General features: G+C 61.1%; 19 protein-coding genes. 12 read left to right on the forward strand and 7 right to left on the reverse strand.

Annotated elements, in window-relative coordinates:
* Positions 1–23: 23 nt before the first annotated feature.
* A complete protein-coding gene (locus LGQ03_RS13255) occupies positions 24–641 on the forward strand; it encodes a hypothetical protein (RefSeq protein ID WP_226748786.1) in 618 nt (205 codons plus the stop codon).
* Complete coding sequence (ybgC, locus tag LGQ03_RS13260; protein WP_226748787.1) at positions 638–1,033, forward strand: tol-pal system-associated acyl-CoA thioesterase; 396 nt, start codon at positions 638–640, stop codon at positions 1,031–1,033. Before LGQ03_RS13255 ends, ybgC begins: the two co-directional genes overlap by 4 nt.
* Here the strand turns inward: ybgC and LGQ03_RS13265 are convergent.
* Together LGQ03_RS13265 and LGQ03_RS13270 are read right to left on the reverse strand one after the other, a co-directional pair.
* Positions 1,012–1,689 carry a DUF998 domain-containing protein gene (locus LGQ03_RS13265; protein ID WP_226748788.1) on the reverse strand — a complete coding sequence of 226 codons (678 nt, stop codon included), beginning with the start codon at positions 1,687–1,689 and terminating at the stop codon, positions 1,012–1,014. The genes ybgC and LGQ03_RS13265 overlap by 22 nt on opposite strands.
* A 99-nt stretch (positions 1,690–1,788) precedes the next feature.
* On the reverse strand, positions 1,789–3,996 hold the full coding sequence (locus LGQ03_RS13270; RefSeq protein WP_226748789.1) for an NADP-dependent isocitrate dehydrogenase: 2,208 nt from the start codon (positions 3,994–3,996) through the stop codon (positions 1,789–1,791).
* Positions 3,997–4,179: 183 nt separating this feature from the next.
* Here LGQ03_RS13270 and LGQ03_RS13275 point away from each other — a divergent pair, with 183 nt between their 5' ends.
* The 9 genes from LGQ03_RS13275 to LGQ03_RS13315 all read left to right on the forward strand — a co-directional run bounded on the left by LGQ03_RS13275 (position 4,180) and on the right by LGQ03_RS13315 (position 12,456).
* Entirely contained in the window at positions 4,180–5,322 is a 1,143-nt protein-coding gene (locus LGQ03_RS13275) for a DNA cytosine methyltransferase (protein ID WP_226748790.1), read from the forward strand.
* Positions 5,319–6,056, forward strand: coding sequence for a GIY-YIG nuclease family protein (locus LGQ03_RS13280; RefSeq protein ID WP_226748791.1), 738 nt, complete (start codon positions 5,319–5,321; stop codon positions 6,054–6,056). The genes LGQ03_RS13275 and LGQ03_RS13280 overlap by 4 nt, the downstream gene beginning before the upstream one ends.
* 560 nt (positions 6,057–6,616) lie before the next feature.
* A complete protein-coding gene (chrA, locus tag LGQ03_RS13285) occupies positions 6,617–7,831 on the forward strand; it encodes a chromate efflux transporter (RefSeq protein ID WP_226748792.1) in 1,215 nt (404 codons plus the stop codon).
* Between the two features lie 202 nt (positions 7,832–8,033).
* Positions 8,034–8,600: a hypothetical protein gene (locus LGQ03_RS13290; RefSeq protein WP_226748793.1), complete on the forward strand. Its 567-nt coding sequence runs from the start codon at positions 8,034–8,036 to the stop codon at positions 8,598–8,600.
* The gene (locus LGQ03_RS13295; RefSeq protein ID WP_226748794.1) at positions 8,597–9,271 is read left to right on the forward strand and encodes an ABC transporter ATP-binding protein; all 675 of its coding nucleotides are present in this window, start codon (positions 8,597–8,599) and stop codon (positions 9,269–9,271) included. The genes LGQ03_RS13290 and LGQ03_RS13295 overlap by 4 nt, the downstream gene beginning before the upstream one ends.
* Positions 9,272–9,468: 197 nt before the next feature.
* On the forward strand, positions 9,469–10,425 hold the full coding sequence (locus tag LGQ03_RS13300) for an ABC transporter permease (RefSeq protein WP_404807658.1): 957 nt from the start codon (positions 9,469–9,471) through the stop codon (positions 10,423–10,425).
* A 30-nt stretch (positions 10,426–10,455) separates the two neighbouring features.
* Complete coding sequence (locus LGQ03_RS13305) at positions 10,456–11,223, forward strand: DUF4198 domain-containing protein (protein ID WP_226748796.1); 768 nt, start codon at positions 10,456–10,458, stop codon at positions 11,221–11,223.
* The gene (locus tag LGQ03_RS13310) at positions 11,223–11,558 is read left to right on the forward strand and encodes a hypothetical protein (protein WP_056036342.1); all 336 of its coding nucleotides are present in this window, start codon (positions 11,223–11,225) and stop codon (positions 11,556–11,558) included. The genes LGQ03_RS13305 and LGQ03_RS13310 overlap by 1 nt, the downstream gene beginning before the upstream one ends.
* 4 nt (positions 11,559–11,562) lie before the next feature.
* Positions 11,563–12,456 carry a metal ABC transporter substrate-binding protein gene (locus LGQ03_RS13315; protein WP_226748797.1) on the forward strand — a complete coding sequence of 298 codons (894 nt, stop codon included), beginning with the start codon at positions 11,563–11,565 and terminating at the stop codon, positions 12,454–12,456.
* Positions 12,457–12,935: 479 nt separating this feature from the next.
* Here the strand turns inward: LGQ03_RS13315 and LGQ03_RS13320 are convergent, their stop codons facing one another.
* Together LGQ03_RS13320 and LGQ03_RS13325 are read right to left on the reverse strand one after the other, a co-directional pair.
* Positions 12,936–15,065, reverse strand: a complete 2,130-nt coding sequence (locus LGQ03_RS13320) for an AAA family ATPase (protein WP_226748798.1) — start codon at positions 15,063–15,065, stop codon at positions 12,936–12,938.
* A gap of 36 nt (positions 15,066–15,101) precedes the next feature.
* On the reverse strand, positions 15,102–15,503 hold the full coding sequence (locus LGQ03_RS13325) for a hypothetical protein (RefSeq protein WP_226748799.1): 402 nt from the start codon (positions 15,501–15,503) through the stop codon (positions 15,102–15,104).
* A 225-nt stretch (positions 15,504–15,728) separates the two neighbouring features.
* Here LGQ03_RS13325 and LGQ03_RS13330 point away from each other — a divergent pair, with 225 nt between their 5' ends.
* Positions 15,729–16,061 carry a hypothetical protein gene (locus LGQ03_RS13330; RefSeq protein ID WP_226748800.1) on the forward strand — a complete coding sequence of 111 codons (333 nt, stop codon included), beginning with the start codon at positions 15,729–15,731 and terminating at the stop codon, positions 16,059–16,061.
* Here LGQ03_RS13330 and LGQ03_RS13335 read toward each other — a convergent pair.
* The 3 genes from LGQ03_RS13335 to LGQ03_RS13345 all read right to left on the reverse strand — a co-directional run bounded on the left by LGQ03_RS13335 (position 16,058) and on the right by LGQ03_RS13345 (position 22,631).
* The gene (locus LGQ03_RS13335) at positions 16,058–16,543 is read right to left on the reverse strand and encodes a hypothetical protein (protein WP_226748801.1); all 486 of its coding nucleotides are present in this window, start codon (positions 16,541–16,543) and stop codon (positions 16,058–16,060) included. The genes LGQ03_RS13330 and LGQ03_RS13335 overlap by 4 nt on opposite strands.
* Before the next feature lie 86 nt (positions 16,544–16,629).
* The gene (locus tag LGQ03_RS13340) at positions 16,630–17,118 is read right to left on the reverse strand and encodes a hypothetical protein (protein ID WP_226748802.1); all 489 of its coding nucleotides are present in this window, start codon (positions 17,116–17,118) and stop codon (positions 16,630–16,632) included.
* Positions 17,119–17,771: 653 nt separating this feature from the next.
* Positions 17,772–22,631: an NACHT domain-containing protein gene (locus LGQ03_RS13345; RefSeq protein WP_226748803.1), complete on the reverse strand. Its 4,860-nt coding sequence runs from the start codon at positions 22,629–22,631 to the stop codon at positions 17,772–17,774.
* Positions 22,632–22,969 lie beyond the last annotated feature (338 nt).

The following is a 22,969-nucleotide window of genomic DNA, read 5'->3' on the forward strand; positions in this document are numbered from 1 at the left end:
GGCAAGATGATACGAGGCGTGCGATGAACGATCTGGCTGGCTATTTTACGCGCAGCGACGGGACCTATCTGTGTGCGCGCTGGGGGCGACCCATCGTGCCGGTTGTGTTCGGTGTCGATGACGCCACGCTGTCGGTGTTCAAGGGAGCGATCGAGGCGATCGTGGCATTGGCCGGTCACAAGATGGCGGAGACGGACGGCGAGCTGGGCGCGAACCTGATGGTGTTTTTCTGCCGCGACTGGCACGAACTTTCGGACGTCCCGCATCTGGACCGTCTGGTGCCGGAGCTGGACGCGCTGGTTGCGCGGTTGCAGGCGGCTCAGGCCAATCAATACCGGATTTTCCGCTTTGATCCCGACGGCGCGGTCAAGGCGGCCTTTGTTTTCCTGCGGATGGACCAGCATCTGGAGGCGGTGCCAGCGGATACGCTGGCGCTGAGCCAGGCGGTGCAGACGATCCTGTTGTGGTCGGACACCGCATTCATGGATGCGTCGCCCTTGGCCATTCTGGACGGTGCGGCGGTGGTCCGGCCCGTGGTGGCGCAGGTGATCCGGGCGGCCTATGATCCGGTGATGCCCGTGGTGGCCCATGATCCGGCCCATGCGCTGCGGTTGGCGGCACGCGTGGGAAAGATGCAATGACCCATCAGTTACCTGTCCGCGTCTATTACGAAGACACCGATATGGGCGGCATCGTCTATTACGCCAATTACCTCAAATACATCGAGCGTGCGCGGTCCGAGATGGTCGAGGAGTTGGGCATGAACCAGATCGCGATGCGCGATGCGGGGATCGTGTTCGTGGTCACCCGCGTGGTGGCGGATTACGTCAGCCCGGCGCGGCTTGATGATCGTCTGACGGTGGTTACGACGCATCATGCGCAAAGCCCGGTCCGCTGGGTGTTCGACCAAGAGGTGCGGCGCGGCGACGATCTGTTGTTTCGCGCCGAGGTCACGGCGGTCTGCATGACGCTGGACGGCAAACCGACCCGGTTGCCACAGGCGTTGCGTGGTCAGGTCTCGGCCAAGCGGTGACTGCGGTCGTAGCCGCGTCGAAACAGAACCGTGGCCAGTGGCAGGGTCCAGAGATACGTGCTGGCGAATGCGATTTTTTCAAAGATCCCGTCGATATTGTCGGGGGTCAGCTTGAACAGTGCTGCAAAGACGAACCAGACGACCCCGGCCGCGACGAAAGACCACCGCAGTCCGCGATGCAGCTCACCGATGGCTGTCGCCATGAACAGTGGCCCCACCAGAAAGAGGGGGGCCAGTATGAAGCTGAGCTGGGTGTGCACGGCCATGCCGTCACCCTCGGCGGTGCGGCCAAAGGCATCCCACAACCCCAGCATGACCACGACCAGTGCTGCCAGTGACAGGGCCAGGATGCCCAGTGACCAACCGGTCCGCCCCAGGTGGGCGTGGGCCGCACCGATGGCCAGCGCCATCAGGCCCGCTGCGGCAGCATAGAACCCGAAATCCATGATGAAGCGGTCTGGCCCGCGCGCGAGATCGGAAATGGAATCGGCGATGAAATCATGATTGCCAGCCGCGATGTCCGCCCAGACGATGGTGAAGAGTGGGACGATGCTGCCAATGAGGCCGACAAATCCGCAAACCATCAGCAGTTCGGGGCGTTCACGGGCGACGATCTGCCCGCTGGCGTCGTGGTCGCCGTCAGTCCGGTCCATCATCGCTGTATCCCCCTTGCGGGGATAACGGTCGCGTGAGGCAATGGTTCCCGAGACGCACGTGAATGGCCCCGCCGGATGATGCCGGCGGGGCCTGTCGTATCAGCCGATGATCGCGTTCAGCGCCGCAGAGGGACGCATTACGGCCGCCGTCTTGGCCGGATCTGTGTGGTAATAGCCGCCGATGTCGGCGGGCTGCCCTTGGGCTGCGGCCAGATCTGAGGTGATCTGTGCCTCGGCATCAGACAGTGCCTGCGCGATGGGGGCAAAGGAGGCTGCCAGTTCCACGTCGTCGGTCTGTGCTGCCAGCGCCTGCGCCCAATACAGCGCAAAGTAATAGTGGCTGTCGCGGTTGTCGGGCTGGCCGACCTTGCGACCTGGCGATTTGTCGTGGTCCAGAATGCCCTGGGTTGCGGCATCGACGGCACGGCCCAGCACCATGGCCTTGGGGTTGTTCTTGACCTGTGCCAGGAATTTCAGGCTTTCGCCAAGGGCGCAGAATTCACCTAGGCTGTCCCAGCGCAGGTGATTTTCCTCGACCAGTTGCTGGACGTGTTTGGGTGCGGAACCACCGGCACCGGTTTCAAACAGGCCGCCGCCCTGCATCAGTTTGACGATGGACAGCATTTTGGCGGATGTGCCCAGTTCGAGAATCGGGAACAGGTCGGTCAGATAATCACGCAGCACGTTTCCGGTGACGGCGATAGAATTCTCGCCCTTGCGGATGGTGTCGAAGGACAGCGCCGTCGCCTCGCGCGGGGCGAGGATCTGGAATTTGTCGGCGACACCGGCCTTGTCCAGCAGGGGACGGACGTATTTCAGCAGCTCGGCGTCGTGGGCACGGTCCTCGTCCAGCCAGAACACGGCCTGACAGTTTTCCAGCGCCTGACGGTCGATGGCCAGCTGGACCCAGTCCTCGATCGGGGCCTGCCGGGTGGAGGCAGACCGCCAGATGTCGCCTGCTTCGACCTCGTGTTCGTGCAGGATATCGCCGTTGTCCAGCACCATGCGGACGGTGCCGTCGGCGGGGATTTCGAACGTTGTGGGGTGGCTGCCGTATTCCTCGGCCTTTTGCGCCATCAGGCCGACGTTCTGCACGGTGCCTGCGGTAGCAGGGTCCAGCGCGCCATTGGCGATGCAGTTTTTCACGGCCTCGTCATAGACCGCGGCATAAGAGCTGTCGGGGATCACGCAGTTGGTGTCGGCCTCTTGGCCGTCGGGGCCCCAGCCCTTGCCGCCCGCACGGATCAGCGCGGGCATGGAGGCGTCGATGATAACGTCGGACGGGACGTGCAGGTTGGTGATGCCCTTGTCGGAATTCACCATGTACATCGGCGGCTGGTCGGCCATGACCGCGTCGATGGCGGCCTGGATTTCAGCGCCCTTGGGTGAGGCTGCGATCGTGGACAGAACACCGCCCAGACCGGAATTCGGGTTTACACCCATTGCCGCAAGGTCATCCGCGTATGTGTCGAACACAGGTTTCAGGAACGCCTTGACCGCGTGGCCGAAAATGATCGGGTCGGACACCTTCATCATGGTGGCCTTGAGGTGGATCGAAAACAGCGTGCCAGCCTCTTTGGTCGCGGCGATCTGGTCCAGCAGGAATGCCCCCAGCGCCTTGGCCGACATGAATGTCGCGTCGACGACGGTGCCAGCGGGGTAGCTGACTGCGTCCTTGAGGACCGTCACTGTGCCGTCTAGGGCGACGTGTTCGATCCGGGCGGTGGCGGCCTGCGCCAGCGTCGCGGATTTTTCGTTGGACCGGAAATCGTTGGCGTCCATGGTGGATACGGTGGTTTTGCTGTCGGCGGACCATGCGCCCATGCGGTGCGGGTTGGCCTGCGCATAGTTCTTTACGGCGACAGCAGCGCGGCGGTCAGAGTTGCCTTCGCGCAGGACCGGGTTCACGGCAGAACCTTTGATCGTGTCGTATTTTGCGCGGATCGCCTTTTCGGCGTCGCTGGCGGGGGACTCTGGGTAGTCGGGCAGCGCATAGCCTTGCGCCTGCAATTCTTTGACGGCGGCGACCAACTGCGGGACAGAGGCCGACACGTTGGGCAGTTTGATGACATTGGCACCCGGCGTTTTCACCAGCTCGCCCAGAAAGGCCAGATCGTCGGACTGACGCTGGGCCTCGGTCAGGTGTTCGGGGAATGTCGCGATGATGCGCCCGGCCAGCGAGATATCGCGCGTGCCGACGGTGACGCCTGCCTCTGCCGCGAACCGCTGGATGATCGGCAAAAAGGATGCCGAGGCCAGCTCTGGCGCTTCGTCGACCTTGGTGTAAACGATATCGGGGTTGTCCATCGGGATATTCCTTGCTGTTCTGCGTTGAGATTGCTTTATCCAACGCGGGCAGGCCGGTCCACCCAAACACGCGGGCCAATCGTGGCAGAGCCCTGTTGTTCCGTTTTCGTTCCTGATGTATGCGGTTGATGTTGGATATGGCCGGGACCGCTGCCATATTGGGTGCAAGAGCCCGGAGGAACGATGCAGCACAGCTATTACGATTTCTTTGCCGGTGGCGGCATGGCGGGATTCGGGTTGGGGTCAGACTGGCGCTGCCTGTTCGCCAATGACATCGACGCGAAAAAGGCTGCGAGCTATCGTGCCAACCATGCGGAGGACGCGCTGTTGCTGCGTGATGTGGCACAGGTGACGCTGGACGATTTGCCGGGGTCTGCGGATCTGGTCTGGGCGTCCTTTCCCTGTCAGGATCTGTCACTGGCCGGCAATGGTGCGGGACTGGCGGGGAAACGCAGCGGGATGTTCCGGCCGTTCTGGCAGTTGATGCGCGATCTGCACGCGGACGGACGCGCGCCAAAGATGATCGCGCTGGAAAACGTTTATGGTGCGATTACCAGCAACGGCGGGCGTGATTTCGCAACGCTGGCGGCGGCGTTTTCGGAGCTGGGATACAGATTTGGCGCGGTCGTCGTGGACGCGGTGCATTTTTTACCGCAGTCCCGGCCCCGTTTTTTCATGGTGGGCGTGCGCGGTGATCTGACGATCCCCGATGCATTGGTCGCTGACGGGCCAGGCACGCTGTGGCACCCGCCCGCGTTGGTCGAGGGGTGTCGTCTGCTGTCGCAGACGGCCGCCGGGCGCTGGCAATGGTGGAACCTGCCGACGCCGCCCGCGCGCACCATCGCCCTGTCGGACCTGATCGAGGACCAGCCGACCGGCGTGGATTGGCACAGTGCTGCCGAAACGCAGAAACTGTTGGGCATGATGACCGACCACAACCGGGCCAAGGTCACGGCGGCGCAGGCGACGGGCGAACGGATCGTCGGCACGATCTATCGGCGCACGCGTGCTGATGCGAATGGCGTGAAACGTCAGCGGGCCGAGGTGCGGTTCGACCAGATTGCAGGCTGTCTGCGCACCCCCGCAGGCGGGTCCAGCCGTCAGACCATCATGCTGGTGCAGGGTGCGCACGTCCGGTCGCGCCTGTTGTCCAGCCGCGAGGCAGCGGCACTGATGGGGTTGCCTGCGGATTACATCCTGCCCGCACGTTACAACGATGCCTATCGGCTAGCGGGTGACGGCGTGGCCGTGCCCGTGGTCCGTCATCTGGCGCAGTCGCTGTTCACACCGGTCCTGCGGGCGAACCGGTTGGCGCTGGTGGCGTGAGCCTGTTCGACGGCGTCATGATGGGGCGCAACCCCGATGACACCAACTATCCCCCTTTTGAAACAGAAGATCTGCGCAAGAATCTCGCCACTTTTCTGTCGCAGGGATTTCAGGACCCGGTGACCGATCGGTTGCGGTCGATCGGCAGCTTCAAATGGGGGGTCTATGCATTTTACGACTATGACGGTGAACCGATCTATGTGGGTCAGACCAAGGAAAAGGTCAGCACCCGCATCCGCCGTCATCTGACCAATCAGCGCACCGATGCGGTTGCGATGTCGGTGCTGGACCCGTTCGAGGTTTATGCAGTCGAGGTCTGGCCATTGCCGCAGTTCCAGAAAACCGGGGCAGGGGACAGTGCGGCGCGGGCGCATCTGGATGCACTTGAAAACCTTGTCTACCAGCAGGCCATCACAGAGAGCGTCTTTGGCGCGGTTCTCAATGAAAAGGACCCGCCGCAGCCCAGTGTCGCCGTGACCAAACCTGCGTCATTCCGGGGCGTGCTTGTCTCTGATGCCGTGCACCGCATCCGGTCGCACCCTGATTTTCGTATCGCGCGCCGCGCCCTGATCCTGTCGCGGTTGGCGCAGGTCATTTCCGAACGCAAGGTGCAGGGCGGTCTGCGTCGTGTTCTGCTGACGCAGGCGAAGCGGCTGCAATGGTTGGCGGACCGCCGCTATGGCGCATTGGGTGGTGCTGAGAGCGTCCTGTCAGGTGAAGACGACGACGATTGACCGGATGATCCGCGCGTCGTCGCGCGTTTGAGACACCCCGTTTGGGGCCGCCAGGACGGCTTTATCGTCCAGGCCAGAAGTATTGCACCTCTGGTCCGCACAATCGCGCGTTTTCGTTTCAAGGTGAATGTTGTATTGCACCGCTGGTCTGGCATGGTCCGTTTGGGATTGATCTGCCGACTGTCGTCATGCGACCTGCCAACGTTCGAGGTACAGGGCGGCAACGGCTGCATCGGCGTAGATTTTGGCGTTTCGGACCCCTTGGCGACCACAGCAGTCGCACCCGTGAGTGCACGCGATCAGGTGAAAATTTGGGCTCGCTGAGTCAACGCGGCCCGTACTGTCGTCATCCGCAGACCATGCGCCCGACAACACCATTCGGGCGCTTGGCTGAAGCAGGGCCAGATGGCACAGACAGGATGATCTGATAGTCCGGCTGTTGCACATGTTTCCGATAGATGCAGCCACGTTATTTGTGCATCCATGCGGCACGTCGGACTGCGGTCACGCCGATGATACATGGACCGCCTAGGTCGGCAGGCGCTGGCAAAGGAGACCTTGTGCGTAGAAAATTCGGGGTAGATCAGAGTGAGGCGGGGCACCTGCAGGGAAACCCCAGAGAGGTCTTTGCCACCTTTCTGAAGCTGGGCCTGACGTCGTTTGGCGGGCCAATCGCGCATCTTGGCTATTTTCGCGAGGAACTAGTGATCCGGCGGAAGTGGTTGTCGGACAGTGCCTATGCCGAACTGGTCGCCTTGTGTCAGTTTTTGCCCGGTCCGGCCTCGTCGCAGGTGGGGTTTGCTATCGGTTTGCTGCGCGCGGGATGGCTGGGCGCGCTGGCCGCTTTTGCCGCGTTTACCTTGCCTTCGGCGGTGGTCCTGTTCGGTTTTGCCATGACCGCAACGCGGATTTCGGGTCCGATCGGAACAGGGGTCCTGCATGGGCTGAAGATCGTCGCGGTGGCCATCGTGGCACAGGCGGTCTGGGGGATGGCGCGGAACCTCTGCCCTGACCGCGAACGCGCGGGGATTGCGGTCTTGGCGGTCGTGATACCGGCCATTTTGCCAGGCACGCCGGGGATGATGGGCGCGATCACTGTGGGGGCGCTGCTTGGCCTTGCGTTGGGGCGGGGCATGGGCACGTCTATTGGCAGTGACGTGATCGTGCCGGTGTCGCGCGGTGTTGCGGGCCTCGCGTTGTTCACCTTCGTGGCGCTGCTGGTTTGCTTGCCGCTGGTTGCGGGGCTGGGGCAGGGGTTGGCGATCCTGGACAGTTTTTATCGCGCTGGGGCGCTGGTCTTTGGCGGTGGGCATGTGGTGCTGCCGCTGTTGGAAACTGAGGTGGTGCAACCGGGATGGGTGACGCCTGACGCTTTTCTTGCGGGCTATGGTGCGGCGCAGGCGGTGCCGGGGCCGCTGTTCACGGTCGCAGCCTACCTGGGAGGGGCTGCACATGGGCTGGCAGGGGCTGTCATCGCGATCTTTGCAATATTCCTGCCGGGATTTCTGGTTCTGATTGGTGTTCTGCCGTTCTGGGACCGGTTCCGGTCCATGTCCCGGGTCCAGTCGCTGATGCAGGGCGCGAATGCTGCTGTCGTCGGTATTCTGGGGGCCGCTCTATATGCGCCGGTTTTCACCAACGCGATCAGCGATCTGTCAGATTTTGCGCTGGCGCTCGTTTGTTTTGTGTTGCTGACAGCCTGGAAAGTGCCGCCTTGGGGCGTCGTGATTGTCGCAGCACTTGGCGGGGCCGGTCTGATGCTGATGCGTGGCTAGCGGTTCGTTTGTCTGATCCGCCCGCTGGAACGACACATGCGGGACCGCGTGAACGTCGCGTATTCCATCTATTGCAGACAGCCTGTCGCATCTGTGATCCGCCAAACCGGTTTGGCTGACTTGTGCTGGCCCCGCATGCATCCGATAGTCCCCCGAATACCGGCAGAACAGCCCCGGGCGCGCGACAGGACGAGGACAGGAATTGAGTAAGACGTTGAAGATCGTCGTTTCGGGCTGCATCGCCATGGTCGCGCTACTGGCCGTCGTGTTCGTCGCGCGACCCGACGGCACGAGCGGGCAGGCCTATGCGGCACCGGGGACCGGCGCTGTATCGGCGGATGAATTCCGCCAGATTTCGTTTCAGATTGTCCCGGAAATCCTTGCGGTCGTTTACCGCGCCTTTGCGGAAACGGATGAATCGCAGATCTACGACAGCCTGTCAGAGGTATCCGCGCGTGACGCACTCGAAACACTCTATCTTGAACGGGTGGGTGCGATGGCCGGCGGCGGTCTGGAGGCCGCGGACCAGGAATTGCACGCGATGGAACTCGAAGGTCTGACATCGCGTCAGGACGGCGAGGCATTCGACATGAACGTCACATGGCGGGTCGTCGGCACGGTCGGACATGCCACCCACCTGCATGTGCGTGGTAACACCTATTCCGCGAATTTGATGATCGAACCGGTGGACGGCGCATGGCGCATGACCAGTTTTGAGCTGACCGACGTGGATCGCACCGATGCCGGTGAAATGGTGGCTGCGGAATGATTGCAATCAACGATCTGACGTTTGCCTATCCGGACAGTGATTTCCGGTTGAATATCCCCAGCCTGGTGCTGGAGCCGGGCGAAAAGGTCGCCGTCGTCGGCCCCAGCGGGACCGGCAAGACGACGCTGCTGAACCTGATCGCGGGCATTGCCGTGCCGCAATCTGGCACGGTGCGACTGGGCGACGTCACCGTGTCAAACATGGGGGATGCCGACCGCCGGAGCCTGCGGGCCGGCCGCATCGGTTTCGTGTTTCAGGATTTTGCGCTGCTGGAATATCTGACCGCACGGGAAAACATCCTGTTTCCGTACCGTATCGCGGCGGGTGCAAAAATCGACGACGCGGCGCGGACCCGTGCCGTTCAACTGGCGCAGTCCTGCGGGCTGGAAGGCAAGCTGGACCGCCGCCCCGGCGCATTGAGCCAGGGCGAACAGCAGCGCGTCGCCCTGTGCCGGTCGCTGATCATGAAGCCGGACCTGGTGCTGGCGGATGAGGCGACAGGTAATCTGGATCCCGCGAACAAGGTTGCCATCCTTGATCTGCTGTTTGCGCGCACGTCCGAACAGGGTGCCACATTGCTGGCTGTGACCCATGATCACGAATTGCTGCCGCGGTTCGATCGAGTCATCGACTTTGCGACATTCCGCGATGCAGGGGAACATGCCGCATGAACGCGTTTTTTCTGGCGATTTCCTATCTGCGGTTTCATTGGGCGCGGTCACTTGTCTTGATCGTGGTGACCGCGCTGATCCTGTCCGTGCCGATCATCAGTCAGGTGTTGCTGAACGGGTCGCAGACCGCATTGACCGAGAGGGCAGAAGCGACACCGCTGGTTCTGGGCAGTCGGGGCAGCCAACTCGATCTGGCGATGAATGCGCTGTATTTTTCCGACGATCGGGCGAACCCGGTGACCATGGCGGATGCAGATGCAATCTGGGATTCGGGGCTGGGCCTGCCCATCCCGTTGAACACGGCATTTGAAACCAATGGTGCGCGGATCATCGGCACCTCGGTCGAGTATTTCGAGTTCAGGGGCCTGAATGTCGCGCAAGGCCGCCAGATTGCCCTGCTGGGTGAGGCTGTTCTGGGTGCATCTGTGGCCGAACGTCTGGGGCTGGTCCCTGGCGATACGGTTGTGTCGGCTCCGCAGAACCTGTTCGATCTGGATGGTGTCTACCCGCTGGAGCTGAACATCGTGGGAGTTCTCGCACCGACCGGCACCCCCGATGACGAAGCCGTTTTCGTTGATATCATGACGTCCTGGGTGATCGCCGGGATCGGCCACGGCCACGACGGCGTGCTGGCCGAGGGGGCGACATCCGGCGATATCGTCGCCAATGCCGCGATCGTCGAATTCAACCGCATCACCGACGACAATATCGACAGTTTTCATTTTCACGGCGATCCAGCGGATTATCCGGTATCGGCGGTCGTGCTGGTTCCCAATGACGCTCGCGCAGCAACCATGCTGCGGGGGCGCTATCTGGATACGGATAACCCCGTTCAGATCATCGTCCCGCGTGATGTGATCGGCGAACTCGTCGGGCGGATCTTTCGGATCAAATCGCTGCTGGATGCCGTGACACTGATTGTCGGCGGCGCGGCCCTGGCGGCCGTGGGTCTGGCGATTTTCCTCAGCTACCGATTGCGTGCACGTGAAATGCAGACCGCGTTCAAGATCGGAGCCCGCAAAAGCATGATCCTGCAATTGATCGGGGCCGAAACCATTCTAATTCTGTGCATAGCGGGCGTCATCGCCATCGGACTGACGTTCGCCGTTCAGACAAACGGCAGCACCATCGTAGCCTGGTTGTTGGCGACGTGAAACCGAACAAGAAAACGGGAGTTCTAAGTAATGAAAAAGACCTTTGCAGCGACAGTCGCGCTGACCGCACTCAGCGGGACGACAGCACTGGCGCACTACGGGATGATTATCCCGAACGATGCGATGATCAGCCAAGAGGATGGCCGGTCCGTGCAGCTGGAAATGTCGTTTTCGCACCCGTTCGAACTGTTGGGCATGGAACTGGTCGAACCCGTCTCCTTTACCGTCACCCACGCTGGTGAAACGACCGATCTGCTGGGCGATCTGATGGCCGCACAGATCATGGATCAGCCCGGCTACACCCTTGATTATCCGTTGGAACGTCCCGGTACCTATGTTTTCGCGATGGAACCGCAGCCCTATTGGGAACCGGCCGAAGACAGCTATATCGTTCATTACACGAAAACCTACGTCAGCGCGTTCGATGATGACGAAGGCTGGGACACCGAACTGGGTCTGCGCACCGAAATCGTACCGCTGAGCAAACCCTTTGGACTGTGGGAAGGCAACGTGTTCCAGGGCACCGTCATGCTGGAAGGTGAACCCGTCCCCTATGCCGAGGTCGAGGTCGAGTATTACAACGAAGACGGTGAAGCGTCCGTCCCCAGCGAGTTGATGATCACGCAGACGGTCAAGGCCGATGCCAACGGTGTGTTCACCTATGCGGCGCCGACCGATGGATGGTGGGGATTCGCCGCGCTGAACACCGCACCTGAAACGATGGCGTTTGAGGGCGAAGAGAAGGCCGTCGAACTGGGTGCCGTGATCTGGGTCGAATTCGAAGAATGGGACGACTGATGCGCCGTTTGTTCGCAGCACTGGCGGTGGTTGCTTTTGCAACCGCCGCACAGGCCCATAATCTGAACGTATTCGCATTCGTCGAGGACGGAACCGTCGTTGTCGAAACCAAGTTTTCGACCGGCAAGATCCCGGTATCCGGCGAGGTGCGCGTTCTGAACGCGGCATCAGAGGTGGTTCTGACATTGCCGTTGCAAGAGGACGGGACGGTCCGGTTTCCGCTGGATCCCGATGCCGCGTCGGGTGGCCTGACCATCGAAGTCATGACCGGCGAAGGCCACGACGATTACTGGATACTGACGCCAGAAGACATCGCAAACGGATCCGAAAGCTGACCTTATGAACCTGACCCGTCGTGCCGTGCTAGCCCTGATCATGTCGACCGTCGCCCTGCCCGTCGCGGCGCAGGATCGTCCGGTCGTCGCAACCGACAACTATCCGCTGGCCTATTTCGCGGAACGTCTTGGCGGGGGGGGCGTGGACGTGCTGTTCACGGTGCCCGGCGATGTCGATCCGTCATTCTGGCGGCCGGGAATCGCGGATATCACCGCCATTCAGGCAGCTGATGTCATTGCGCTGAACGGAGCGGGTTTTTCCACTTGGCCGACCAAGGCCTCGCTGCCGCGATCACGCACATTCGATACCACGGCGGGACTGTCGGACCGCCTGATCCAGACCGATACGGTAACGCATTCGCACGGGGACGATGGCGAACATTCGCACGAGGCGACGGCGAACTATGTCTGGCTCGATTTCGAACTGGCGCAACAGCAGGCAGCGGCCATTGCCGAGGCGATGACGCGACAGGTGCCGGACCTGGCCGATGCGATCGCTTCCAGTCGTGACGACCTGATGGCTGACTTGGCGGCGCTTGACGCACAAGGGCGTGCAATCGGCGACATGGCGGATCTGCCGCCCGTCGTCGCGTCGCATCCCCGCTATCAATATCTTGGCGCGGCCTATGGGCTGGATATCTCGGCCGTGGAATGGGATGCGAATGTGGATCCGACCGCGGATCAATGGGCAGCACTCGAGGCGCTGGTGGCGCAGACGGGCGCACAGGTGTTCATCTGGGAAGCAGAACCGGCCCCTGGATCGCGTGCGCGGATGGCAGAGATCGGTCTGACGGATGTTGTGTTCCCACCGCTTGCCAATCGACCCGCCGAGGGCGATTTCGTGTCCGTCATGCAGGCGTCACTGACGGCACTGTCCGAGGCATTCAAAGGGCTTTGACCTGATAGTTCGGATGGGATGGCCAATAGCGGTAATTGATCGGATCGGCAGACGATCCTCACGCACCCATGCGTGTGCTAAAGTTTTGCCTGCATGGCTTTCCTCGTCCAGTGCCGCCCGAAACGATGTTTGCCGGGCGACCAGTGGCGATCGGCTGAGCGCGCGATAATCCCCAGCTTGCTAAAACTCTCTGCAAACTCGCATCAAGTGCAGTTCGGGCATTATATGATGAGAATTGGCTCCGACGGTAGGGATCGGAGGTAAATTTTACCCGGTTTTGTAGGTATCTGAAAAGTAATGTTTTTTACGGTCGGTCTTGGTGCCCTGAGTGTCCTTTGTGAAACCTGTGTGCAACCGAAGTGCAACTCGCGTGCAACCGGTCGGTCCGGAGATGATGGCATCCTTCGGCCATCATGTCACGAGCCTCGGCCGGGACCAGAGCCGTGCAACGCTTCCCGTTTTCGGCCATCCTTGACCGATCACCTGTCCATATTCAGCAGCAGCCCGAGCGCCTCAGCATCCAGCTCTCTCGCCTCCATCAGGGCGTCTGCCACCCGACTGACGAGGGCGCTGTTGGTATTGACGAGAGAGCGCGCCACCTCCTCCGCGTTGCGCAGATCCGCGGTCAGCAGATCCATCGCTTCACCAGATGAGGTCAAGCCAAGGATGGTAAGGTCGGTCAGCGCGAGAGTCCCACTCGATCGCATGCCCCAGTTATACCGCATATCGATAGCCAACCGGGTGGCCTGCGTCAGATCGGTCTCGGCACCGTTCGAGCATGACCCGAGGAGCTCCAGTTCAGCGGCGCGGCCCCCGAGCAGGACTGCCAGATGAGCTTCTGCCGCTTGGGTCGTCATGATCGACGGCGTCGGGTATTCGTACGTCCCGCCTGTCGCGGTCATCCGCAGGCGGTGCGGTGGAGGCAGGCCAAGGGCATGGCCGACGACGGCATGGCCTGCTTCGTGGATCGCGATGCGGCGCGCGTTGTCTGCCGCTTGTGGCGGGGCGGTTCGATCGACGGCAGATGTAAGGTGTTCTGGCTGCAAGGTGCTTCCTGCGCGCCGCGCGATCGCGCGGGCGTCCCGGACAACGGCGCTGACCTGGGCACCGGATGCGCCGATCAGTCTGTCTGCGACGCTGAGGGCGTCTGCAACGACGGCATCAGGACCAAGCTCAATCTGGAGGATGCGAAAGATGCCGGCCCGATCCGGGTTACCGAGATGGATCCGCCGGTCGAATCGCCCGGGGCGCAGGACGGCAGGATCGACGAGATCCGGATGGTTGGTCGCGCCAATCAGGACCACGCCAGGCGAATTGTTCAAAACAGAAAGGTGCTCGAGCAAGCCGTTGACGACACCTAAGATATAATCTGACGATCTTCCTGGCCTATCGCGGCGGCTGAACGAGTCCAGCTCGTCGATCATCATGACGCAAGGAGCAGTCGAAACGGCCTCTGCGACCTTGTCAGACAGCGCGCGGAGAAAGTCGCCCTGATGGCCGGCGCGTTGGCAGTCGGCATAGCTGGTCGTGATCAGCGGGATACCAGCCGACCCTGCAAGCGCCGCCGCGAGGCTGGTCTTGCCGTTGCCGGGTGGGCCAACCAAACATGCTGACGATGGCACCTGCGACCAAGAAGCGGTGCCTGACCGCCACGAGTCAAGATCGGCAAGCAAGTCCCTGCAGAAAGCAGACGCCTCGGGCGGCAGATAGAGGCGATTGAGCGTCAGAGGGCAGACGGAAGTGGTCCCCGGTGCCGGTGCAGCCAATGCCCGGAGCCGCAACAGGATGTCGCGGGCCAGCGGGCGATGAAATGCGTGCTGGATTTGCGTCAGTGGCATTGTGGCCAAGACTGCATCATCTGGCATCAGGTCACGCAGGGCGTCATCCTCCAGCCCGCCTGCACAGGCGCGTGTCTGCCGCAGGATCGCAAGCAGCATCGCGCCCGACGCTGGCGGCAGGATCAAGGATCGCGACACGAGAGGATGGACCTCCGACGGCAGGGCGCTGACGCTCGGCACCAGCGCGACGATGGTCTTGCCGTCCTCGATCGCCTGCGCCATCGAGTCGGCGAAATCAGTTGTCGCACGCGCGTGGTCAGCCCGCGTCGTGCCGCGATGGCCGAGGACCACGATCTTCACGGTCGCCGGGTCAACGGTCTGCCCCGCCAGATATCCCAGCTGTCGGATGATTGCTGGGAGGTCTCGCCAGACCTGTTTGCGTTGCGCGGGGTCAGGCACCTGCAAGCAGTTGACGGCCTGCGGTGCGAAAAGTTCCGCGAGTTGCTCCGGCGCGTCGAAGCAAGCAGCAAGGCGTGCCCCCAGCAACAGCTTGCGCAGCGGGATCTGTGGCGATCGGCGCTTGGCATCAATGCCATGCGCCAACGCGTCCGGATCGGATGCTGCATCCAAGATGGCAGCGATCTGCGAAGGCTCCAGCTCGCGGGTAGCGGATGCGGCACCATCGCTCTGGCGGCTGAACCTGGCGGGCTCATGGTCGTCCCAGTCGCCTGACGTCGTTGCAGGCAGTCCGTCGGCGGTGTCGTGGACGTGGATGCGGCTGAGCAGATCGCGCATGAGTTGGCTGGTGAAAGAATCTGGTGGTAAGGGCATCGAAGTGCCTCCTGTAGAGGTAGAGGGAGAAGAAGATCAGGGGCGCTGTCCGGCGAACCGCGCCTCGATTTCATCGAGCATCGCCATGATCCGAGCCTCGGCGACGGGCAGATAGATCTCGGACACGGTGTTGATCGCGTCGCCGTACACCGCCTTGGGAACCTCCCAATCCGGTCGCTCGCGGCAGAGGATGCGGTGACACAGCTCCTCCTCGGCGCGGGCAAGATGCCCCGTCGGCAGGCGGATGGCACGGATGATGTCGGTCTCGACGCCCTTGGCGATGCCAAGCTGTTGCCGCAGGCGTCTCGCCGGACTCGCGCTGTACCCGAGCTTGATGACCGGCAGATGCGGGAGCTGGATACGGAACAGGTAGATTGACGAGGCCTTGGCGGTTCTGCCCGGACTGCATCCGGCGCAGGCGCAGGCACCCCACAGCATATTTCCGACGGATACGTCTTGGAGACGCCCACAGCTGTGGCGATAGCTGCGGTAGCCGGACTTGCCGTTGGTCGCCGGCCCGACGAGATGCCAGCTGAATCGTCGGGACTGGTCAGCGTAGCGAAGCTCGCGACATGTCTCGCATCCCACAGCGTGGCCGCCAGCCGCTGCGGTTTCGATCCGCCGGGACTGCCGGCGTGCATGATGGCCGCAAGAGAGTAAAATGTGGAGATATTTCTGGGTATTACAGTCGTACCCCACAAACTTGGCACCGAGCCGGTCAATCGCTGCTATCAATCGGTTGTGGATGCAGTGCGGACATTCGGGGTTATTCCGCATCACGACATTGACGCGCTTTGCGTGAACCTCAGTGCAGCGGCTGCATCGCAGCAAGAGGTGCTGATGGTCGATCACACGACCGACGGCACAGAAGCCCTTGTTACTGGCAGCAATGCGCCAATGATTGTGGATTTTGCCGTGGTGTCTTGGGAGATGGGCATCATCGGAATGGGCAAAGGGGCGGATGAAGGAGGAGAAGTCTGCGTTGGTGAATACTAGAATCCTTCCGGAACAAGGGTTGGGTTAGGGTCGAGGTGCGAGGGGGTGGTGGCCGCGGTAAAGGGATCGCCTGCGTCGAAGACCTCCGACATCACCCTCGCTGCGCGGGCAAAGTGCGCCCGGACAGATCCGGGGATCGTCGGGTCGGCCGCGGCAAAGGCAAGTCCGGCGAGATGCCAGCAGTCTTGTCTAGGATCGGTGCCGTCCGAGACCACAAGCATCAACAAATCCCGGACAGGGGAGCACCAGCGCGGGGCATCGGCCAGCACGTGGGACAGGTGGCGCAGTCGCGACCGGGCTTCTGCCCAACGCCGATCGGCCTCCTCGAAAATCCCGGACAAGGCGGGATCCCCATGGGCAACGTCGAGGAGGACGTCGAGGTGACGGGCTGCTTCGATCGTCACGACGATACCGGCAAGGGTCTTGCAGGCGTCGGCTGATGGCGCATATGGATCGGGCCATCGTTCCGGAAAAGTCATCATTGTGAAAGCCTTCAGAGAACAGTCGCGATCGAACGAAGGGAGGCGGCTGGCATCGAACGGTCTTGCCGACGCCGGCGGCTGTCGCGTCAGGCCCCGGATGAGAGATCGCTGACATCGGGTTGCGAGAGCCCGGGCTGTCCGACGTAGTTGAGGTATGCAGCAACATCGGCGAGGAGTTCGACGAGGCGGGCGTCGTGTCCGGGATCCGTCTTCATCGCCTCGACGATGTCCGAGACCGTATCCGCATCGATGGTATGCTCATAAATCCCGGACAGCCGGGTCTGAAGGAGCTTCAAGAGCTGATCGTAGACCGGCCGCAGCGCCGGCGTCAGAGACGGGATCATGCTGAAGTACGTGATGCTGAACCCTGCGGTCTGCCAATCGCCGTAGGCCTGCACGTGGCGTTCCATGCGGACGTCAGAATTCGGAGCGACGTCATGCAGGTAGTCTGCGCGAAATCCTGCGAAGATGGCGTCACACGCCGCCTCCAAGGCATCGGTAGTCTGATCAGCTGTGAGGTCGGGCATCCCGTGCGCGGCGAATCCGACGATGGGGGAGCTGAGAGGTGTCGGCATCTGGATCTCCTTGTGGTTCCTGTTCTGGCCGGTGCGAGCGTCTCGCGACAACTGCCATCCGCTAGCAATATGGATATCAATATCGCTATTGCAAGAGGAAATCTGGGACGAGGCCATTAAAAGTGAAGCACGTCCGTCACGGACCTGATACTGATATCGAAATCAGCAAGGAGACAGTCACCCCGATGGCACCCCCAACGCGCAACACCACGGGCGTTCTCGTTCGCCTGCATGCAAAAACGCTCGATGCGATCGATGACCTGATAGTCAAGGAGGGTGATGACCCATCCCGGCCCGAGATGATCCGGAGGATCGTCAAGGCCGATCTCAGGGCCAAGGGATACGATGTCAGGGAGTGGGTAGACTGATCGATTGCCAAGTCCGTCAATTTGGAAGGGGTACGATTCCGCGGTCAGCGGGGCGGGAAGCAAACCTTCGCTGCTGGGGCGAAGGCACCGCGTCCGCCTCGAGGAAGCGGACATACAGTCAGGAACTCGGGCTCGGACCACTCTGGACGACAGGATGGGCGGAGAGCGGCCATTCGCTGCAGCTTGGCCGAATGACTGGTTTAGGGACTGAACCACTCTGGCAGTATCTGACGTTCGAAACCGAACAGCTGGCGCTTAAACAGATTTGCGCCGGGTGGGCGGTCTCTAACGAAGCGCTTCTGGAAGACGGTAGAGCAAGCGTCGAGCGGCTGGCCATCCGGCATCGACGAAGACTTCCAAGACCTCAACCAAGGCGAGCCGACGGGCCGGATCGTCGAAGAGTTCGCGGTGGTCAGCGATCGTTCGTCCGATCATTTTCACGAATCGATCAGCGCCTAACGACTCAAATTGATAGCCGTGCAATTTACCCGCCTGCAGTAGCGCGTGGGACGTCAGGTCGAAGACCATGGTCGGATCTCCGGGCGCAAGGAAATCCAGAAGCTGAAGCATGTAGTGGATGGTCTTAGGTGTTCCGGCATCCCCGACCCGCCGAAAGGTCCTTTCGTTGTCTGCGAGGTAGCGCTTCCGGTAGTTGAATTCTCCCAACGCGCGCGGCTCCTCGCCCTTTCGGATCTCAGGAGCGCCGACTGCAAAGAAGAATTGATCGGACATCTTATCCAGTAGCGCCGCGTCGCCGGCAGCTTCGGCACTGCGGGCGTCTGATTGGTCGGCATGATTGAGGGCGATGAATTCTTCAAGGCCGTGGCCTGATTGGTTGATAATCTCGAAAGCCAACTCCTGGCACCGGGTACGCGTTTCCTGATCCAACCCGTTGTCATTGTCGTAACCGACGACCAAGCCTTCCCTGATCGAAAAGGCGCCATGCTGTAATTCAGCTTTAAACTTGATGCGGTCCGCCAGCCAGCGGTCAATGGTCTCGCGGGCCTCGTTTTGAGCGTGACGCGTCCAAAGGTGGAAGATCAAAGTTCCTATGCCTTCATGAAGAAGGTCTCGCCCCTCGCTCTTCTCGATATTGTCCCTTTGCATAATCTTCTGCGTAAGCGCGCCGATACGGTCGGGCTCAGCGTTGGATGCGCGTATGAGAAAGTTCACGAGTTGGACCAGAACGCGCGGGTTTGTCTCTCTTTCAGTGAGACCATCCGCCAAGTCCCAAAGAAGCGTTTTGTCGGCGTTCCACAGAAAGCCGATTCGCCTAGATATCTCATCGCGAACGTCAGGTGATTTATCGGCGGCGAACGCACGAATTTCGTCGACGTAGCAAGCCGCAACTTCCGGTGCGCTCCGAACGATATTCATGATCGCTCCGGCGGTGTTTTCCCGCGCTCGTATCACCATGTCTTCATATTGCGTCGAGAGGCTAGCCAGAGCCGGATTCATGGACTTGAGCAAATCCTCTATCTCGGTCCGCTGGGAGACCGTCAGCCCGCTAACCACTGCCCAGTCCCTAGTCATCTGCTCCATCGTCCAAGCAACCTTCTCCCAGCCGTGGGCGGCAACCAACGAATGCGCTGCGGCGCTCCCACTGATCAGCCGGTCGCGCAACGTCCGGACGGCGGTCAATCTCACTTCCGTATCGGGCGCCTCCTTCGAGACGATGTTTTCGCATACAGTGACGGCGGCGAGGATTGATGCGTTGGGCTCGACCGCAACATCGACCCCCTTGGCGCTCAACCAGCCGTGTTCCTCTCGCTCGATGAACCCGGGATCGTAGAAGCTATGACCCTCGTCATTGGTGACGACTTTGCCGGTCGCAATGGCTTCGTCGACGACGTCCTTCGCGGCCTGTGTTTTGAGTGCGTCCCTACCGATTGCGCTAAAAACCTTCCGCCTAAAATATAGCGCGGCATCCGTGGGCTTATTTGACGCTGGGAACGTTGCGGCCCTTACCTTCTCTTCGACCTCCTGCCTCTCGACCGATGAGCGCTGGCTATATTGGGAGGACAAGAGGTCGATGGCCGGCTTCATCGTATCGGCCGAGCGCAGCAGCTCGATCTGAGCGGCCCAAGGCCAGAGCTTTGCGCCCAGCGCACCTCCGCGCTCATTCGCAACCATCAACAGCCTATTCCAGAGCCAGCCATGCTCGTTCTCGGCGATCAGCCGATCCGCAATTGATGTGGCATCCGTGTCAGAAGCACTCTTCAGCATCTCGATGAAGCCGTCGATGACCTGCACCGGGTCGTCGGAGTGCTCGGCTTGATGCTTGGCCGCCCAGATATAACTGTAGTCCTGGATGATGCGTCCTACCTGATTGCCGATTGTCATCGTCAACGTTTCGACGGGCTGGCTCAGTTCATGTTCATTTCGGATGTGGCTGCGGGATACCATAGTGGCCACTTCGGCGGCTGCCAAAGGATGCTTTTCGGCAAAGGCAGGGAACGCTTCCTTTAGCGCCCATTGCGACATCTTGAAGTCCTGACGGCGGTTACTCGTGAGAGCCAAGATCTTGCTGTTGCCGAGATTGGTGGGAGCATCTTCCTCAATCGTGTGGGCAAAGACACGATCGTAAATTTGAACGACAAGATCGGTATCGTGGGCCGCAATGTCGCCCACATCGTTCGCCAGCCAATGCATGTCGTTCGCCGCATGTTCTTTCATGCGACCGGGCTCAAGAAGCCGCTCGACCAACTGCCGCGACGCAGCCGGGTCGGTACCAAACGTCTTTGCAACAAACCCGATGGCCAGCGGCATCAACATCTCGCCGCCGCGAGCATCAAAGGCGTAGACCATAACCGCCCTTGCCGCGACGCCTACCTGTCGGCGCAGATCGGGATCGGCGACGCGGTCGATCAGATTGTGGATCAACGTCCGCAACGGCCACGCAATCTCGGCGACAAACGGCACTGCGGACTCGGCAATCGAGCACCATGGCGCTGGCGGCACACCCACTTCGTCTTCCAATCGAACGGATAGCGCACCGACAATATGCCGGAACGCACAGAACGCCGTTTCGCTCTCGGTTGGTCGCGCCATCATCCGGACGAAGCCGGCGGTATCATCAGCTTCCAAGGGCAGGTCGCAACCGACGCGGGCGGCAACACTTCGGGCGATCGGATCGGCTGCGGCATCACCCGCAAGTTTGGCAATCGCCTGCCAGAAACGATCGCGGCCCGGTCCTGAAGTCTCCCACAGATGTTGGAGCGCGAAGGATAGGGCCGGAGCGAGAAGCAAGCTCGCGCCGCTTTGTTTCAGAAGCTCGTCGGTCTTCGCGACGGCGTCGAGATCGATAACCGTCCGGCTTGCGACATAGTCGAATAGAATGTGATGGCGAAACGCCACTTCGCGGTCGCCATTCACCGAAATGAGCACGCCTCGCTGCAGCAGCTGATCAAGAGCGTTTCCGGTGCCCGCGCCGGCCGCGATCCTTGTCGCCTCCATTCGGCCCCGATCGATCATGGCCTTAACGGTATTGCCTAGACACTGCTCCGCCGGGAGGCCGAGTGATCTCACACGCTCGTTCCAGTACATTTCGAGCAGCTGGACCTGCGATCCGAGGTTTCGCAGTTGCTCCGGCACTACTCCCGCCGCCACTAGGTCGGCGAGGAGACGCGTGTTGAACGGCACTCTGGCAAGCTCCGCGAGCTTTGGTCCGCCATTGTCGATGGCAACACGCAGAGGCGGTATTTTCGTCAGGAGTTCCTCAAATTCCGTGTCGGACCATTCCGGCACTCTGATGTGCCGTACGGCCTGGAACCGCATGTCCGTAAATTCAGGGCTGGGAGGCACTCCTCTGAATAGTCGCCCGAACTCCTGTCCCACTATGAGATCGAACGTCCGGATCGATGCGACGATGCGCCATCGCCCTTCGTCGAGCTCAAGCACCTCCTGCATCACGTTCCGAAAGAGCGCTTCGCTTCTCCCGAACCGACAGGCGTCCAAAGCGTCCAAGATCAGATAAGCGGGCCCCGAGCCGGGCCAGTTTGCGAGTACGTCGGCGAATGGATGGGAAATACCCAGCGCGGCCGACAATCCCTCGACCGACTCCACTTGCAACCGGTCCACGGCGAGTAGCACCACATCGCTTCCTTCGGCACCAAGCTGCCGCGCGGTCTCATTGACGACGGCGCTTTTACCCGCCCCTGGATCGCCAACCACAACAAGCGATTCTTCCTTTGCTGCTGTGACACAGGCTGCCGTGCATGTACGCGAAATCGTGATGTCTGTGCCTGATACCTGCGTGCGTTCGAAGTCCCGCAGCGCCCCTGCAACTCGAGACGTTCGTTCCATGAGCGCAGCGATGTCCGATCGATAGTCGGGAGGGGCGCTTATCGGAACGCCGTCTCTGGCTAGTTCGGAGCGCAGTCCCGCAAGGCTGATACCGTTGCGCGCGGCCATCCGCCGCTCACATTCCTTTTCAAGGACGGCGATGCTGGCGGGCGCCGATAACCGATTGGTCAACGCATTTGCGAGGACTGTCTCGGCGGTCGTGCGATGCGGCCCACCGAAGTCGAAATCGAGTATGTGGACAAACTTCAGGATCGCGTTGGTATCGACGCCCGCTATTGCGCCGCCGCGCGCTGCGAGCGCTTTGGCCATGAGTTTCCGGAAGCTATCGAGTGCGTTCGCTTGATCTTGCGAGAGCGTCGCTGACGATCCGTCCCTCACGTTATCGAGAGCCCGAGCCAAATGATTTTTGATTGTTCCCGAGGTGGTGGGTCCAACCGCGATCACCATAACGTCGATACCGGCGGCAAGCGGGCGGTCCCAACCACGTGAGCCTGATTTGGTGGTGGCTGCCTCCCAGAGGCGCACGAATTCATCACAAGTTTTTCCGAGCTCGCTGGTCAGAGCTGCCGAGTTTGTCAGGCTGTTCTTTGCTTGGATAAACGCCCAGCCGCCCGTATCCAAAGAGATCAGGACGTCATCAACTGGCGCCTCGGTTTCAAAGCGAAACCCAATCGGTTTTGCGGCTCCCAAACCGAGGCGAGCGTCCAGTGGAACTTCTGCCAAACCGTGCGAGGCGAAGTAGGCCGCAACTGATGCCTGAAAGCTTACTCCTGACGCGGTGGCATTTCCGCCTCCTGTCGCAAGCAGCTTTTGCTTTTGGGCCACTGGTTTCTTTGCCATCAACTACCTGCAATGCACTTCCGTAAGTCTAACCTTTGAACTGTTCCCGTGGATTACTCGTCCACAGTAAAATTGCTGGCTTAGAAATTGGTAGCTTGATTGGTCAATTTGAACAAGCAAGTCGGACGTGAAGCGGACATTTGACTAACAATAGCTGACCGTCGGGTATGGGCCGTCCTTGACTGCGGCGAGACGACCGCACAGGGGTCAGGAATTGATATCTGCTGCGCCGGGGCGTCGGTGGCGGCGATGCGCAGGAGGACCGGAAGATGCGTGTCCGCTGCACGGCGCCGTCGGCTACCAGCACCACCGGCGGAACCAGTTCCGCTGCCGAGCGT

Origin of the sequence: Loktanella gaetbuli (assembly GCF_020531945.1) — a bacterium.
In the GTDB taxonomy this organism is placed as follows: Bacteria; Pseudomonadota; Alphaproteobacteria; order Rhodobacterales; family Rhodobacteraceae; genus Loktanella; species Loktanella gaetbuli.